The organism is Pseudomonas hefeiensis (assembly GCF_030687835.1).
Taxonomy (GTDB): domain Bacteria; phylum Pseudomonadota; class Gammaproteobacteria; order Pseudomonadales; family Pseudomonadaceae; genus Aquipseudomonas; species Aquipseudomonas hefeiensis.
Genome location: NZ_CP117449.1, coordinates 6042684 through 6056697, shown reverse-complemented (window position 1 = coordinate 6056697; position 14014 = coordinate 6042684). Strand labels below are relative to the sequence as shown.

General features: G+C 62.1%; 18 protein-coding genes. 3 read left to right on the top strand and 15 right to left on the bottom strand.

Going from position 1 to position 14014, the window contains the following annotated elements; translation table 11 throughout:
* Positions 1-133: 133 nt before the first annotated feature.
* From PSH57_RS27395 to PSH57_RS27330, 14 genes are all read right to left on the bottom strand, one after another.
* Positions 134-583, bottom strand: a complete 450-nt coding sequence (locus PSH57_RS27395; RefSeq protein WP_305386680.1) for a type III secretion system chaperone — start codon at positions 581-583, stop codon at positions 134-136.
* Between the two features lie 101 nt (positions 584-684).
* Positions 685-1062 (bottom strand): hypothetical protein, encoded by a 378-nt coding sequence (locus PSH57_RS27390; protein WP_305386678.1) that lies wholly within the window; start codon positions 1060-1062, stop codon positions 685-687.
* Positions 1063-1068: 6 nt separating this feature from the next.
* On the bottom strand, positions 1069-1278 hold the full coding sequence (gene hrpT / locus PSH57_RS27385; RefSeq protein WP_305386677.1) for an HrpT family type III secretion system protein: 210 nt from the start codon (positions 1276-1278) through the stop codon (positions 1069-1071).
* Positions 1275-3425, bottom strand: coding sequence for a type III secretion system outer membrane ring subunit SctC (gene sctC, locus PSH57_RS27380; RefSeq protein WP_305386676.1), 2151 nt, complete (start codon positions 3423-3425; stop codon positions 1275-1277). The genes hrpT and sctC overlap by 4 nt, the downstream gene beginning before the upstream one ends.
* The gene (locus PSH57_RS27375) at positions 3418-3855 is read right to left on the bottom strand and encodes a type III secretion system chaperone (protein WP_305386675.1); all 438 of its coding nucleotides are present in this window, start codon (positions 3853-3855) and stop codon (positions 3418-3420) included. Before PSH57_RS27375 ends, sctC begins: the two co-directional genes overlap by 8 nt.
* Positions 3842-4066 carry a type III secretion protein HrpF gene (locus PSH57_RS27370; protein ID WP_256229932.1) on the bottom strand — a complete coding sequence of 75 codons (225 nt, stop codon included), beginning with the start codon at positions 4064-4066 and terminating at the stop codon, positions 3842-3844. Before PSH57_RS27370 ends, PSH57_RS27375 begins: the two co-directional genes overlap by 14 nt.
* Positions 4067-5084: 1018 nt before the next feature.
* Positions 5085-5678, bottom strand: coding sequence for a type III secretion system stator protein SctL (gene sctL, locus PSH57_RS27365; RefSeq protein WP_305386673.1), 594 nt, complete (start codon positions 5676-5678; stop codon positions 5085-5087).
* Positions 5656-6246, bottom strand: coding sequence for a hypothetical protein (locus PSH57_RS27360; protein ID WP_305386671.1), 591 nt, complete (start codon positions 6244-6246; stop codon positions 5656-5658). The genes sctL and PSH57_RS27360 overlap by 23 nt, the downstream gene beginning before the upstream one ends.
* A complete protein-coding gene (sctJ, locus tag PSH57_RS27355) occupies positions 6243-7130 on the bottom strand; it encodes a type III secretion system inner membrane ring lipoprotein SctJ (protein ID WP_305386670.1) in 888 nt (295 codons plus the stop codon). The genes PSH57_RS27360 and sctJ overlap by 4 nt, the downstream gene beginning before the upstream one ends.
* 14 nt (positions 7131-7144) lie before the next feature.
* Complete coding sequence (gene sctI / locus PSH57_RS27350; protein WP_305386668.1) at positions 7145-7519, bottom strand: type III secretion system inner rod subunit SctI; 375 nt, start codon at positions 7517-7519, stop codon at positions 7145-7147.
* A 53-nt stretch (positions 7520-7572) separates the two neighbouring features.
* Positions 7573-8502, bottom strand: coding sequence for a type III secretion protein (locus PSH57_RS27345; protein WP_305386667.1), 930 nt, complete (start codon positions 8500-8502; stop codon positions 7573-7575).
* A gap of 59 nt (positions 8503-8561) precedes the next feature.
* A complete protein-coding gene (locus PSH57_RS27340) occupies positions 8562-8771 on the bottom strand; it encodes a type III secretion system major pilin HrpA (protein ID WP_256229940.1) in 210 nt (69 codons plus the stop codon).
* 93 nt (positions 8772-8864) lie between these two features.
* Positions 8865-9788 (bottom strand): sigma 54-interacting transcriptional regulator, encoded by a 924-nt coding sequence (locus PSH57_RS27335; protein WP_305386665.1) that lies wholly within the window; start codon positions 9786-9788, stop codon positions 8865-8867.
* A 405-nt stretch (positions 9789-10193) separates the two neighbouring features.
* Positions 10194-10769 (bottom strand): DUF6436 domain-containing protein, encoded by a 576-nt coding sequence (locus PSH57_RS27330; protein WP_305386664.1) that lies wholly within the window; start codon positions 10767-10769, stop codon positions 10194-10196.
* 107 nt (positions 10770-10876) lie between these two features.
* Here PSH57_RS27330 and bipL point away from each other — a divergent pair, with 107 nt between their 5' ends.
* Entirely contained in the window at positions 10877-11824 is a 948-nt protein-coding gene (bipL, locus tag PSH57_RS27325; RefSeq protein WP_305386663.1) for a phospholipase BipL, read from the top strand.
* Between the two features lie 129 nt (positions 11825-11953).
* Here the strand turns inward: bipL and PSH57_RS27320 are convergent, their stop codons facing one another.
* Positions 11954-12703, bottom strand: a complete 750-nt coding sequence (locus PSH57_RS27320; protein ID WP_305386662.1) for a DUF2059 domain-containing protein — start codon at positions 12701-12703, stop codon at positions 11954-11956.
* 140 nt (positions 12704-12843) lie between these two features.
* Here PSH57_RS27320 and PSH57_RS27315 point away from each other — a divergent pair, with 140 nt between their 5' ends.
* Together PSH57_RS27315 and PSH57_RS27310 are read left to right on the top strand one after the other, a co-directional pair.
* Positions 12844-13476: a 2OG-Fe(II) oxygenase gene (locus tag PSH57_RS27315; protein WP_305386660.1), complete on the top strand. Its 633-nt coding sequence runs from the start codon at positions 12844-12846 to the stop codon at positions 13474-13476.
* 2 nt (positions 13477-13478) lie between these two features.
* Positions 13479-13970 carry a 2-thiouracil desulfurase family protein gene (locus PSH57_RS27310; protein WP_305386658.1) on the top strand — a complete coding sequence of 164 codons (492 nt, stop codon included), beginning with the start codon at positions 13479-13481 and terminating at the stop codon, positions 13968-13970.
* The last annotated feature ends 44 nt before the right edge of the window (positions 13971-14014 follow it).

Below are 14014 nucleotides of genomic sequence, written 5' to 3'. Positions count from 1 at the left end.
CAGCAGGTTGTAATTTGTTCCATGAGAGCTTGCTCCCGCTTGAGTGCGAAGCACTCACAAAAAATGGTCTGCTACGCAGCCCTGCGGGAGCAACCCCTAGCCATGGGTTTACCGACTTTTGCTCCATGGCCGTCTAGCCCAGTCGGGTGCGGCCTGTGTTGAGCGAGGCCGGACGAGGACCGCCCGGCGTTGCAGGCACTGCCAAGCGCGCCCGAACGTCGGCGACCTGGGCGATGAAACCTACGACCCAATGGCAGAACTGCACCTCATCGAGCATCGCCAGCGGACAATGGGCACACAAGCGAACGCTGCCCTTGTTGTCCAGAGCCAGCCAGCTGCCGCCGAGCAGATCCAATCGAAAGTTGAGTTCCAGCAAGCGCTTGTGCAGGCCGGGTGCGTGGGCAGGTACATCGATCGAGCAATGAAGGATGACGACATCGCCGTGATCGGGCAGCTCGATGACCACGGCTTCGCGATTGCTCGTGTCATACAGCGCGCATACGCCACTTTCCAGTTGCAAGTCTGCATGCAGATGTTCCGCGAGGGCCGAGATCAAGCGCTGGGCTAGCGGTGCGACGGTCATGGAAAACCTCCCTCATAAAGTCTCTGGATGAATCACTGTGGCGAGGGAGCAAGCTCCCTCGCCACAGGTTCAGCGTTGTTCCTGGGTGAACAGCATTGCCCTCAATACGTGGCCGAGTAATCATCGAGGTCTTCCAGACCCAGCAGCGACAACTGACGGGACTGGATTTCATCGAGCAGTTCACTGGATAGCGGTGCGTCGGGCAGCGCCTGCCAGACCACGAGTGCTCGCTGCGGATCGAGAAATACGAACAGCTGCGCGTACTCGGTCGGGTGGGCGAAGCGCTGTTCGAGTGCATGCTGGATCTGGTTTGCGCGCAGCGCCTGGCTTTGTACCTGTAAGGCGAGCCCCACGCTGTGAGGCTCGCGTCGCAGGCAGAACTCAATGCCTGGCGCTATTTCCCAATACGTCGCGATGCCGGCGATGATGTTCTTCTGAAAGGCCTGGCGAGTGCTTACGCTGTGTACCGAAAAAGACATAGCGTTTCAGTTCTCCAATGGGACGACCGTATGGTCCAGTGGGTGTTCGGGGGAGCCAAGGCCGCCGCGCATACCGGGTGGCCACCAGATCACCAGCCGACCGTTTTCCGGTTCGGCGCGGCTGCAGGCATCACCCTGGCAGCCCGAGCGGTTCGCGCAGCCGGCGAACACCGGCAGGCTCAGCAATAAAACGAGCAGCAGTGACGTGCGACTCATGGCAGGGTCCTCGCGCTGGTTTGCAGAAGAGAAGGGCGCTCGCCGCCTGGCGTGCGCGTGGGTTGTTTCATGACCACGAACACTTCGGTTTCCTCACCGGGCTCAAGCCACACCTTTGGCCAGGCAGAGGTGGCCAAGGCCCAGCGGCTGCCGCAGCTCGCCTCGTCGAAACGCAAGCGCTGCTGGTCGTCGTTGCGTACCACGCCCACGGCGATGCCGTAATCGGGGCCTGCGAACCATTGGGCCCGTGCAGCGTCCAGCGATAACCCGGGTTGCAACGCGCACAATGTGTCGGGCGAATACGGAATCGACGCCGCTTGCTTGAACGTGGCAGGAATGTTGCCGTCGGCGAGCTGGGCGAGCACATCGCTGACCTCGATACGACCGATGGGACGGGTGCCGTTGCGACGCTCTTCCAGGCGGGCCATGGCGCTGTCGACCTGTTCGCGGTCAAGGGCGGAGATGTAGCGGGACGGGTCGACCTGGTCACCGATCAGGCGGGGCGTCAGGATAAAGACTCGTTCGCGGCGGCTGGTCTCGCGCGTGGTCGAGGAAAACAGCAGCGGCCCGATCAGCGGGATGCGGCCCAGCCACGGCACCCGTTCGAGGTTATCGCCGGTCTCTTCGGTATGAAAACCGCCGACCACCAACGACCGGCTTTCCCCCACGACAGCCTGCGTGCTGACCACGCCCCGGCGCACGCTGGGCGTCTGCTGGCCGACCTCTGAGGGTTCGATGCGGCCGTCCTCGATGTCCAGGAACATCTGGATCTGATTGCGGCCTCCGGTCTCGATGGCATGGGGCACGACCTGCAAGCTGGTGCCTGCCGTGATGGGCTCGATGGTGGCCACACGCTCGCCGATGGCCGAGATGTACTCAGTCCGGCTGAAGTCGATGACCGCCGGCTGGTTCTCCAGGGTCAGTACCGACGGGTTCGCCACCACCGAGGCCAGGCCACGGCCCTCCAGGGCCCGCAGTTGCGCGGAAAAATCGCCGTAGTCCTGAATGAATACCGTTGAGCTGGCGCCTGGGCGAATCATTGAGGCTCCGCCGATCAGATCGCCGCTCTCGACGTTCCAGTTCGAGGCCAGCTCGGCCAGTTGCGTGCGGTCGATGTCGAGGATGATCGCATCGATCTCCACCAGCTTGCGCGGCACGTCCACATCGCGAATCAGTGGCGTATAGATTTCCCGTCGCTTGGGCGCGTCGTAGATGAGCACCGCGTTGTTGCGCACGTCGGCTTCGACGCGGATCCTGCCCCGGCCGCCTCCACCACCGCTCGCGCCGGACGCTACACGGTGGGTGTTTGGACGACCCATGCCGTTGAGTGCCAACTGTTCGATGTTGCCCATGGTCATGGATTGCTGGGTCTGCATGTTCTGGAACGATGCTTGGGGCGAGGCCTTCTGCATGCCCCCCGACACGGCGCTGCGACTTTCCAGCAAACCTTTCAGGATGCTGGCGACCCCGGGAATGACCAGCGTTTCGCCGCGGTACTTGACGTTGCGGTCGGCGGCGGTGGCATAGCGCAGCGGGAAACTGATCACTTCCTGCTTTTCCTCGGGGGTCTTGCGCGCTTCGGCAAACCGCGCCACCAGGCGCACGTAGCGCTCCGGGCCGGAGACCAGGACCACGCCTTCGTCGGGTAACTCGCCCCAGCCGAAACGCGGATCCAGCAGGCCGATGTCGGTCAAGGCTTGCTTCATATCCGGTACGGCATCGGCGGACACTTCCAGGCGCGTAGAGTCCTGGTTCTGCAAGGGGCTGACGTACAACGTGGTGCCGTACATGAACCACTGGAAGCGATTTTCGAGGCCGAGCCTGTCGAGGAACGCCTGGGGGCTTTCGGCGCGCATCCGACCGTCGACGGTGCCTTTCACCGTGCCATCGATCACCAGCTGCACCGCGAAGGTATTGGCAAAGTCGCCGAGTACCTTGGCCAGCGGTGTGCTCTGGGCGTCGTAGGCGTAAGGCGTGTTCTTCCAATCGGTCGGTATGGCCGCTTGTGCCGGCATGCCCGCGCCAAGCGCGCTGGCCAATGCCAGTGCGGTCAGCGAAGGTTTCGCCCAGCGGCGTGCGATCAACTGGCGAAGGTGTGCCTGGCCTGCGGTCATCAAGCGGTACGGTGTGAGCCACCTGTTAGGCATGACGGATTCCTGTTCCGAGCAAGTGAGAGTGCGAGAGGTGTCGCGCCACAGGCGCGGCAACGGCACGTTGGTCTTTATTGAGAATGGATTGCCAGGTGTCACGCTGGTTGAGCAGTGCTTCGAGCACCTCGATCAAGTCGTCGATGTGCCCATCCAGTGCCCGTAGCGCCACCAGCCATAACCGACTGTCCTGGGGCGAACGGGCCAGCGCGCCGGGAAATCGCGAGAGGCTTGGGTGCGCCAGCCGAAGCAGGTCTTCCAGAGCCACCTCACGGGTCACCGGGACGGTCAGTTCGACCGATGCCAGCAGGCCTTCTTCGAGCTTGCTGAACGTTGCTTCGCCATCGTCGATGACAACGGTGAAGTGCTCTGGACCATCGACACTGGTGCTCCAGCGGGTGAGCTGTGTTCGCAGCTCATGGCATTGCATCGATGATCGCCTTGGCGAGGTTGTGATGGGCCGTGGTCTGTTGAGTCGCTGCGTTCACCGCGACGGACATGCCATTCATGCTGGTCACGAAGGAGTGCATGTCGTCGAGCGACTGAGTTTCTGCGGCGTTCATCGCAGCGTTGTTGACGTTGTCGGTCGCGCGTTGGAAGTAGGTGTCGAGGCGACGCTGGACGGCATCGGTGGAAGACATGGGCGGTTCCTCTGGGCTAGGCATATTCACGATGTGAGTGGTGGTTATGCCATTGGCGGTTCCGCGTAAATGAGGAAAAAAACGACGGGGTGATGGTGGTCTGACAGCTGGCCAGGATTTTTTTGATCGAGTACATATCCATTCTTGCTGTAACGGCGACTTATGGTTTCGCCCTTACGGCGACTCACTTTCGAAGAGCGCGAAAGTAAGCAAAGCGCTTTTGCCCCACCACTCGGTGCCTCGCCTAGGCTCGGCATGCCTGAACGCAGGCATTGCTCCGTGGGCCGCCGCGAAGGGCCATCCATGGCCCAGCGCGGCTAACCCGGCATCCATGCCGGGTTGCCCACTGCGCAATACCTGCGTTCAGCCATCGTGGTTAACGGGGCGCCGAGATCAACGTCCTCCGCGAGGCGGCCTTATAGCCGGCCTGGCTCTTGCGGCCATATACCCATCAGACTTGTGTGAGCAGGACCTGTGGGAGCAAAGCTTGCTCGCGAGGCGGCCTGACAGCCGACCTGGCTCTTGCGGCCATACACCCATCAGACTTGTGTGAGCAGGACCTGTGGGAGCAAAGCTTGCTCGCGAGGCGGCCTGACAGCCGACCTGGCTCTTGCGGCCATACACCCATCAGACTTGTGTGAGCAGGACCTGTGGGAGCAAAGCTTGCTCGCGAAGCGACCTGACAGCCGACCTGGCTCTTGCGGCCATACACCCATCAGACTTGTGTGAGCAGGACCTGTGGGAGCAAAGCTTGCTCGCGAAGCGGCCTGACAGCCGACCTGGCTCTTGCGGCCATACACTCATCAGACTTGTGTGAGCAGGACCTGTGGGAGCAAAGCTTGCTCGCGAGGCGGCCTTATAGCCGGCCTGGCTCTTGCGGCCATATACCCATCAGACTTGTGTGAGCAGGACCTGTGGGAGCAAAGCTTGCTCGCGAGGCGGCCTGACAGCCGACCTGGCTCTCCCGGTCGTACATCGATCCATTTGTGGGAGCGGGCTTGCTCGCGAAAGCGGTGGGTCAGCTTGCGGTGATGTGTTGTGGTTCGGGCAGGCGTAGCGCCTCGACGGCGGTGGGCCAGTCGAGCAGGTATGTGCCGCCTGGCGTTTCCAGCTTCAGTTGATGTCGTGCCATGTCGGCATCCGCCACCGGCGTCCAGGGGCGCCTGCCAGCGGTGCCCAGGCTCTGCGTCAGACTTGCCAGGTCTTCAGGATGACAGCGAAGGGTGGCGCTGACCGGATCGTTCTGACGAGACGCCAACTGGCGGACGAGCGCATCGATACGTACCTGTTCCGGGACTTCGTCCAAAAGCGCCCCCAGGGCCTCGTTGACCAAATGTGCAGCACTGGTCTCGATCCGCTCCCACATGGCTTGGCGCTGGGCATCCCAGGCGGTGAGCAAGGTTTCGGCCTTTTCCCAGAATCGCGCTTGAGCCTGGAGCACGGTCGCGTCCGCCTCTGCGCTGGCGCGTGCAAGCAATTGCGCGGCCTGCACCTGGGCCTGTTCGAGGACGACCTGGGCGCGGGCACAATCAACCAGGGTTTCGCGTGCGATGTAGGGCTGCGACAAGCCCTGGCCATCGAGGCGCAGTTCAAGCGAACGTTGAGCGAGCATCGTGTCTCTCCGTTTGGATCGGGGCCGAGGGTGCCAGGCTTTGCTCAGCCTTCCAGCAGGCGGACTGCCAAAGCGTGTTCAGCTTGGCGGCGGCCGGTTGAGGGGCGGGCACCGATTCGATCGCGATGATTCTGTCGCGTGGGAACACCAGGCGCGCACGTTCCCAGGCCCGCTCATCCAGCCAGGCGCGCAGCAGTGCGAGCGGATCCTGGCCTTGTTCGAGCCAGTGTCCTGGGCGCAGGGCTTTGGCGGTGCGCTCGCACCAGGCCCGGTCCTGCACCGAAAGTGCCTGTGTTGCCGTTAACGGTGCGCAAGTGCTCGCCACCAGTTCGCAGGCAAGGGGCAAGGTCCGGGGCGTGCCGCAGAACAGCGATTGCAGCGTCGGGCTGGGCTGTGGTGGCGTACACGGCGTCATACCGAAGCTGCGCGCAAGCGCCGCATGGTGCCCTCGGGCGAGGGCGTCGATTTGCGGCGCGGTCAGATGGCGAAGCGCCGATGAATACCAGTCCCGGTCTGCTTCGCGCCATGCCTGGCTCCACCAGCGAACCCATTCAATCTCCACCGTCATGCGGCGGTCCCGTTACTGTCGGGCTTGGTCCCCGGGTTTTTCACGGCAAACAGCCCAGGTGTCGCGCTGCTTTGGGCGGCGACGGGCGTCCCGGCTGGCTTGGTGAGTTTGTGATCGAGAAATCGTGGCAGCACCAACACGCCGTTGCGCCATAGCCGATAGAGGCCATACAAGGCGCCCGTCAGGAGGGCGAGCAACGTGATGCTTGCCGTCACGGTCACCGCCCGCCAATAGCCGATGTCATCGGCCTGCATAAGGAAGGGGCCGAAATACGCCATCTTGCGCCGTTCCTGATATGGCGCGGCGGGGACGAATACCACCGATAGCTTGGTCGGGTTCTGAGCGGCGTTGGCCATGCCGGGAATCCCGCTGGCGACCAGGTTGCGCACGCGCGGGGTAATGCTGTCGGGGTCCAGGGCACGGGTGTGCTTGATGAAGACCGAGGCCGATGCGGGTTGGACCGGCTCACCCGGGGCCACTCGTTCCGGCAAAACCACATGGACCCGGGCGAGCACCACGCCATCTATTTGTGAAAGCGTCGATTCGAGCTCTTGGGACAGTGCATAGATGTAGCGGGCACGCTCTTCCATCGGCGTGGAAATGACGCCTTCCTTGCGGAATATCTCCCCCAGGCTGGAACGGGAGCGACGCGGCAGGCCAGCGGCTTCGAGTACCCGCACGGCGCTGTTCATGTCGGCAGGCTCGACCAGCACGTTCAGCCCGTCTTTGTCGACTTGCTTGCTCGCCTCCACGTTCTTGTTCGCCAGCTCGGCAATCACTTCGTTGGCATCCTGCTCGGAAAGATGGCTGTGCAGCGCCGTCCGTTCGTCGCAACCGATGAGCAGCAGGCACAGCAACAGTGTTGAGAACGCGCGCATGGACATGACCGGCCTTCCCTTTACTGAAGATTGGTGAGCTTCTCGATCGCCTGAGAGCCTTTGCTGACTATTTTTGCGGTCATCAGGCTTTCCAGGTGGAAGGACGACAGCGACCGGTTCGACTGCAACATATCCTGTGGGTCGGCGGTGCGGACGGCCTTGAGCATGTCCCGGTTGGCGCGATCACCCAGGCGCTGGAGTTCGCCGGAGCGGTTCGACAACGAGTCAATGATGCGTGCCGCGACATTGTTCTCGCTGTCCGGGGCCGGGGCTTTTTCGCGCATTTGTGCGTTGAACCAACTGACATCGCTGGTTTCGGCGCTCGCCTGTGGCTTGGCGCTCGCCTTGGCGGAAGTGGAGGCGAGGTTGCTGGGGTCGATGGCGTGTATATCCATGGAGTTTCTCCTGTTTCAAAAGGCCTGTTTGAACATTCAAAGGGCGAGTGCCTTCAGGCGTACATCAGCCTCAAGACGTTGCGAGCGCTACCGGTGACGCTCAAGTGAAACTCGATTTCTTCCCGGCCGCGCCGGGCGCGCTGGCGCGGTGGGGGCTGCTGGCCGGCCAAGCGGGCGAGGGCGAAGTCCAGTTCTTCCAGGGCAAGCTGGAACAACCGAGCTTCGTGAGCATCCAGCGCTGTGCCGCGGGCAATGCGTTCAGTCCATGTCCACCGTTCTGCGTCGGGGAGCGCCGGTGGGGGATAGCGCGCCGGGTGCTGGTCCATGAAGGCGGCAATCTCGAACAACAGGTCCTGGTCGTCTGGTTCATACCGCGCCTGGCCGTCACCGTCGTCAATGTCCAGCAGCGTCATCAGTTTCCTTCGGCCCAGGACCGCGATGATCTTGAGCAGCAGCGACAGGCTCGCGTCATGACGACTGCGCCGGGTGGCGTGATCGCCCCCCATCTCCCAGGCGCCGAACAGCGCGCCACAGAAGGGGTTGTTGGCACTCCCGAAATCACTTTGGCTGTCGACATCGTTGTCACCGATGGGCTGCCGGCGATGGGCGAGCATCTGTGCCAAATCGTTGAACAGGTCTTCATTGGAATAGGCATCATCGATGTCGACGTCGAGATTGGAGCCGGTACCACCGTTGATCTCTTCCAGGATGTCTTCCAGTACCAGGCGCAAAGGGTCGTCGGTCTCTGCGGCCAATCTGCCCTGGGGGTTCGGCCAGCCGAACCGGGACTGTCCGCCCGCCGAACGCTGTTCGTCGCCCCACTGGACGAGCGACTCCCGCAACCGGTCGCCGGCCCCATGCCGCGCCAGGTGCTCGGCGACCACGTTCGTCAGGCCAGGCGGAGTTGGAGCGGGGCGCCGCGTGGGCTCGTCGTGGGGCAGGTCTCTCTGGGCATGAAGGCTGTCTGGCAAGTCGATGTGCATAGGGCCTCCTCGCATCGCGCTTGAGGTTACCCCGCCGGAGCGGGGCTGAAGCGAGAGGGTCAGAATCGTATGTTTTTCGAGGCCTCCCCCATGGCGGTGATGGCTTTGGTTGCGGTGTCCATCGACCCTGCCGCGATTGCGTTCATGGTGTCGGCAACCAGTTTCTTCTGGTCAAATTGGGATTTCATGGTTGTCATCGCAGCTGAGGTAGCGTCCATCTGCTGCATGGCAGCCGTGGAAGCCGCGAGTGAAAGTCCACCAAAACTCATAGTCGTATCTCCGGGTTGTGGAATGGCGAGACGATCGTGAGCGTCTCGACGGTTAAGTGGTGACCGGTGCGTAAACGGTTCCATGGATCCCACTCAGCTCGTCGATATTTGCAGGCATTTCATTCGGTAATACAGCGTGCGCCGGGCGATACCCAGTTCGGCGATGACCTTGTCGATGCAGTGATGGTGGCGGCGCATGCAGTCCTCGATGAGGATTTTTTCGAACTGCTGCAGGTGTTCCTTCAACTTGAGCGTCGAACTGCTGTGTTCCAGTTGCTCGGCGCGGGGCAGTGCCGGTAAGCCGAGCACGTATCGCTTGGCGGCGGATTGCAGCTCGCGGATGTTTCCAGGCCAGGCGTAGCCGAGCAGTTGGCGCAACAGCGCTGGCGACGGTACGACGTAGGGCTGGTCAAGTGTCTGGGCCTCCCGACGCACCAGCGACTGGAACAGCGGCACGATGCGTTCCTTGCGGCTGCGCAGTGGGGGCAGCTTGAGGCTGATGATGTTCAGGCGAAAATAAAGGTCCCTGCGAAACTCGCCACGTTCGACCATTTCTCCCAACGGGCACTGGGCGGAGGCGATCACTCGCATGTTCACCGGGATGTTCTGGGTCGAGCCCAGCCGTTGGACCGTCCTGGATTCCAGGACTCGCAGCAGCTTGGCTTGCAGGCCCAACGGCATGCTGTCGATTTCGTCCAGGTACAGCGTGCCGTTATGTGCGGCTTCGACGAACCCCGCGCGATTTTGGCTGGCCCCGGTAAACGCGCCAGTGTTGGCCCCGAAAAGCTGGCTCTCCGCGAGGGTTTCGGGAATGGCAGCGCAGTTGATGGCAACGAACTTGCCAGAGCAACCGGACATGCGATGGATCTTTTCTGCCAGCGTGTCTTTACCGGTGCCCGTCTCGCCGCGCAGCAGCACGTCGATCATGAGCGGGGCGACACACTGGATAAACGCCTCGAGGTTGGGGGCATCCTCTTTATAGGGATTGGAAAGTGCAGCGCATAGCAGCTTTTGCATCACTGACGATTCCATTTCTTGTTTGGTTAGGAGGGTCGACAAGTTGAAAGATGAAAAAGGCGTGTGAAACTTCCTCGCGTTAGCGCCGCCGCGCGACTGCACTGGAAATCAACATTTTGCTGGTTACGAGGTTTAGAGAAGAGATTAATAAAAAGTTCACGTTAGCCCGGCTGCTGTTAATCGATTCAGCTAAGGGGGTAGCCGGGCTCAATTGCCCTGTACAACCCGCCTGGCGCGGGGCACAGGTCGAAAAGGACCGGTCATGACGTCCTTTTGGAAAATTGGATCCGACAAACGGTTCAGCTCAGGCCCTTGCTTTGAGCAATAGCTCTAGAGCCAAGCATTAGGCTTAACTTTGGGGCGCCAGCCAAGAGGAAGCTGGCAATACGTGTTGTAGTTGTTTGGTCAGTTTGAAACCGACCATGGGCAATAGCAGCCCACCGCCAACGTGTGAGTCGCATTAACTTCCCGGCCGACACTCAAAGCCTCGAGAATCGGCTCGATGAAGCTGTTGCTCGAGTTGCAGGTCAGGCCTTCGCTGTAGGGGCCGAAGTACGCCAGTTTGCCGCTGCGATCCCAGATCGCCACGGCCGGGCTGGCAGGAATCTGGCTTGAGCCGGGGAGCACCGCAAGAGGCTTGAGGCTGCTCAGCGTGGTCGGCAATTGACCCTGGCTGCCGGTTTTTTGCACTGCATAAAACTCGACGCCTTGCGGTACGTATTTCTCCACCAGCTCGGAAAGGTGCTGTTGATTGCCAACGTTGCACGGGCAGGCTGGATCCCAGAAATGCACTAGGCGGATCGGGCCAGGGCCGGCCAGGTCGTTGGGCAGGCGCAAAGGGTCGCCGGAAAATACCGCCGTGTGTTCGCTGAACGCTCGCACAAAGCGTCCCTGGAACCAGTCGTAGGCGATCCACAACACGGCGGCGCACCCGAGGGCAAGCAGGCTGGCAAGCAAGGTCGTGCGGTGGGACGGGCGCATGGAGTCGATCCTCTGGGGCCGCGTAGCTTGCCATGCCTGGCGCGACAGATGAATATCGCAGGCCTACAAAGTCTGTTTCGCGCTTTGCGCTTTTGCCTGGAAATCCTATGCCCGTCAGTTTCGACCCCGATCACCTGCGTGCCAGCCTGCAACCTTTGGCTCAGTGGCAGCCGCTGTCTGCGCAGGCGCTGGCTTATCAGCGGTTCTACGGCCTGGATTTTCCCCACCACACGTTGCGCAAGGGGCTGGGGCGTTTCGAGATAGACGGATATGAGCTGGTGGGTCAGGTCTGGTGGCCGGAGAAAGCTGGGGCGACGCTGTTTCTGTTCCACGGTTATTACGACCATATGGGGCTGTACCGGCACTTGATCGAGTGGGCGCTGGAGCAGAAATTTGCCGTGATCGCCTGCGACCTCCCGGGTCACGGCCTGTCCAGTGGCGAGCGCGCCAGCATCGGTGATTTCGACGAGTACCAGGCCACGTTGCAAGGCCTGCTGGCCGAGGCCGGGACACTGGAGCTGCCCAAACCCTGGCATCTATGCGGACAAAGTACAGGTGGCGCGATCGTGGTTGATCACGTGCTCAATCAGGGCGAACACAGCCCGGCCCAAGGTCAGGTGATACTGCTGTCGCCCTTGGTGCGGCCTCGGGCCTGGGGCTGGTCACGCCTGAGTTACTACTTGCTTAAACCCTTTGTAAGCGGCATCGCCCGGCGTTTCAGCGAGAACTCCACCGACCCGCAGTTCCTGCCATTCCTGCAAGCCGACCCGCTGCAACCGCTGCGCCTGCCCACCGCGTGGGTGGGCGCGTTGGGGCAATGGATCAAGCGTATCGAAGCCGCCCCGAGCAGCCCGCGCCAGCCATTGATCGTGCAGGGCCAGGCGGACATGACGGTGGATTGGGCGCATAACCTGCAAGTGTTGCGCAGCAAGTTCGATCGACCCCAGGTGCTGATGTTGCCCGAAGGCCGGCATCACCTGGCGAATGAAGCACTGGCGATGCGTCAGGAGATGTTTGGGTTTCTGACGAAACGGATGAGCCGGGTTCGGCGCTGACCGGGTTATTGCTATCGCGAGCAGGCTCGCTCCCACAGGAGTGTCGGGTAAATCCAGATATTGTGATTGTCCGAGATCCAATGTGGGAGCGAGCCTGCTCGCGATGGCTGCCTCACAGGCGCTAAAGATTCATTGAAGACTCGAAGCACTCTGCCCCACCGCCAACCCCGCGCGAATCGCTGCCAAGGCCGCTTGATAATAGGCCTGGCCCTCAGCCGACTCGGCAAAGGTGGCGAACTCTTCCAGTTCGGTATCCGTCAGGTCGCGGTAGACGTACAGCAGTGTGTTGTTTAAGTCTGTGCCGATCTGTTCCATCAGACGCTGGCGCTGACCGTTCAGCATGCCCTGGGCCTGGCCGGCACCCAGAAGGCCGGGGATCATCGAACTCAGGCTGTCCGCCGCCACGCCGGCAATCGCCAGGCTGACTTCGGCGCCGGCCTCGCGGGCGGGCAGGGACTGGGCCAGGTGGCCGATGATCAACAGGCGGTTGTCGCTGACTTGCATCTTCGGCAGGCCCTTGGCGTTCTTCGCCAATTGATCGCGACGGGTCGCCAGCAACTCGGCTGCCACGACTTTGCGGCCCAGGGGCGACTGAAAAAAGCTCAGGGCCGGGGATGGGTCGGTGAGGTTCTTGCGCAATTGCGCCTCGGCCCGTTGGTCCATGGCCTGGGGGGCGAAGCGTTGATTGCTGTTGTTCACCAGTGCCTGGAACACTGCCGGTGGCAGGCTGCTCTGGTAACGCTGCTGCGCGGCGCTCAAGGCATCATTGAAATGCGCCCGTTGTTCCGGCCAGCCGGCGACCTTGTACAACTGGTCGTAGCTGTCTGCCCAGGCGGGCAACGCACAGAACATCAACAATGAGAAAAGCAAACGGCGCATAGGGACTCCTGTCAGCAGCCGACTATTCTCCGTGGGGTGTGGGGACTTGTCGAGAATTCGTATCAAGTTCCTGCGCCTGCACCATCAAGCGTGACAAACCCGCTGCGCGGCGCTGTCGGTTTTGCAGGCACAGGAATACTATGCGCGCCATGCAAATACCTTCTGATCACCCACTGCTGTTGCGTATCGTCGACGACCTGGCCGAGCGCGGCTGGTCGCAGCAGAATATTTTCCTGCCGGATGCGCTGACCCGTGCGCTGGCAGCCGAATGTCGCCAGCGCGCCGCCGAAGGCGAACTCGCCCCGGCCGCGGTCGGGCGCGGGCCGTTTTCGGAGGTTCGTGAAGGGATTCGGGGTGATCGTATCCAATGGATCGAGCCCGGCCAGGCACAGGCGTGCGACCGTTACCTGGGCTTGATGGACAGCCTGCGGGAGGCGATCAATCGCGGGTTGTTCCTGGGGCTGGAGGATTTTGAAAGCCACTTCGCGCTGTACCCTCCCGGCGCCTTCTACCTCAAGCACGTCGACCGTTTCCGCGATGACGATCGACGCATAGTGTCAGCGGTGCTTTACCTCAATGACGCCTGGCTGCCGGCGCATGGCGGCCAGTTACGCATGTACCTGGACGATGGCGTGGAGCACGACGTGGTGCCCACCGGCGGTTGTCTGGTGGTGTTCCTGTCGGGGGACATACCCCATGAAGTCCTGCCGGCCGCGCGGGATCGCCTGTCCTTGACCGGCTGGTTCCGGCGCCGTGGCACTGAGCTGTTCTGAGCATGGAAAAGATCCTCGTCAGTCGCTGCCTGCTCGGACATCGCGTGCGCTACGACGGCGGAGCCAGCGGTCCGTTCGATCAGCTTCAACACTGGCTCGATGAAGGTCGGGTCGTGCCGCTGTGCCCGGAAGTCGCCGGCGGCTTGCCCACGCCTCGGGCGGCGGCGGAAATTCCCGGGGGGCAAGGCGCGCAGGTACTCGACGGCCAGTCGACGGTGATCACCACCGAGGGTGACGATGTCAGTGAACAGTTTCTGTCCGGCGCGTATCAAGCGCTGGAACGGGTGCGCGAACACGCTATCCGTATCGCCGTGCTCAAGGCCAACAGCCCGTCGTGCGGCAATCTGTTGACCTACGACGGGACGTTCAGCGGTGTGAAGGTCAGCGGCGAAGGCGTGACGGCGGCGTTGCTCAAGCGGCATGGAGTGAAGGTGTTCAGTGAGCTGGAGTTGCCTGAAGCCGCGGCGGCGCTCAGCGCATTGACCGACGAATAACCACCGGTAGCGACGCTCTTGTGGCGAGGGGCTTTCTCTGTGGG

What these genes read in the sequence shown, in the direction of transcription:
- sctL (WP_305386673.1), bottom strand. Translation starts at nt 5,678, where the DNA reads ATGCTCGCTCAACGTTCGCTTGAACTGCGCCTCGATGGCCAGGGCTTG.
- PSH57_RS27315 (WP_305386660.1), top strand. Translation starts at nt 12,844, where the DNA reads ATGCGCGCCATGCAAATACCTTCTGATCACCCACTGCTGTTGCGTATC.
- PSH57_RS27310 (WP_305386658.1), top strand. Translation starts at nt 13,479, where the DNA reads ATGGAAAAGATCCTCGTCAGTCGCTGCCTGCTCGGACATCGCGTGCGC.
- sctC (WP_305386676.1), bottom strand. Translation starts at nt 3,425, where the DNA reads ATGCCTAACAGGTGGCTCACACCGTACCGCTTGATGACCGCAGGCCAG.
- PSH57_RS27360 (WP_305386671.1), bottom strand. Translation starts at nt 6,246, where the DNA reads ATGACGGTGGAGATTGAATGGGTTCGCTGGTGGAGCCAGGCATGGCGC.
- PSH57_RS27320 (WP_305386662.1), bottom strand. Translation starts at nt 12,703, where the DNA reads ATGCGCCGTTTGCTTTTCTCATTGTTGATGTTCTGTGCGTTGCCCGCC.
- PSH57_RS27335 (WP_305386665.1), bottom strand. Translation starts at nt 9,788, where the DNA reads ATGCAAAAGCTGCTATGCGCTGCACTTTCCAATCCCTATAAAGAGGAT.
- PSH57_RS27330 (WP_305386664.1), bottom strand. Translation starts at nt 10,769, where the DNA reads ATGCGCCCGTCCCACCGCACGACCTTGCTTGCCAGCCTGCTTGCCCTC.
- sctJ (WP_305386670.1), bottom strand. Translation starts at nt 7,130, where the DNA reads ATGTCCATGCGCGCGTTCTCAACACTGTTGCTGTGCCTGCTGCTCATC.
- sctI (WP_305386668.1), bottom strand. Translation starts at nt 7,519, where the DNA reads ATGGATATACACGCCATCGACCCCAGCAACCTCGCCTCCACTTCCGCC.
- PSH57_RS27375 (WP_305386675.1), bottom strand. Translation starts at nt 3,855, where the DNA reads ATGCAATGCCATGAGCTGCGAACACAGCTCACCCGCTGGAGCACCAGT.
- hrpT (WP_305386677.1), bottom strand. Translation starts at nt 1,278, where the DNA reads ATGAGTCGCACGTCACTGCTGCTCGTTTTATTGCTGAGCCTGCCGGTG.
- bipL (WP_305386663.1), top strand. Translation starts at nt 10,877, where the DNA reads ATGCCCGTCAGTTTCGACCCCGATCACCTGCGTGCCAGCCTGCAACCT.
- PSH57_RS27390 (WP_305386678.1), bottom strand. Translation starts at nt 1,062, where the DNA reads ATGTCTTTTTCGGTACACAGCGTAAGCACTCGCCAGGCCTTTCAGAAG.
- PSH57_RS27340 (WP_256229940.1), bottom strand. Translation starts at nt 8,771, where the DNA reads ATGAGTTTTGGTGGACTTTCACTCGCGGCTTCCACGGCTGCCATGCAG.
- PSH57_RS27395 (WP_305386680.1), bottom strand. Translation starts at nt 583, where the DNA reads ATGACCGTCGCACCGCTAGCCCAGCGCTTGATCTCGGCCCTCGCGGAA.
- PSH57_RS27370 (WP_256229932.1), bottom strand. Translation starts at nt 4,066, where the DNA reads ATGTCTTCCACCGATGCCGTCCAGCGTCGCCTCGACACCTACTTCCAA.
- PSH57_RS27345 (WP_305386667.1), bottom strand. Translation starts at nt 8,502, where the DNA reads ATGCACATCGACTTGCCAGACAGCCTTCATGCCCAGAGAGACCTGCCC.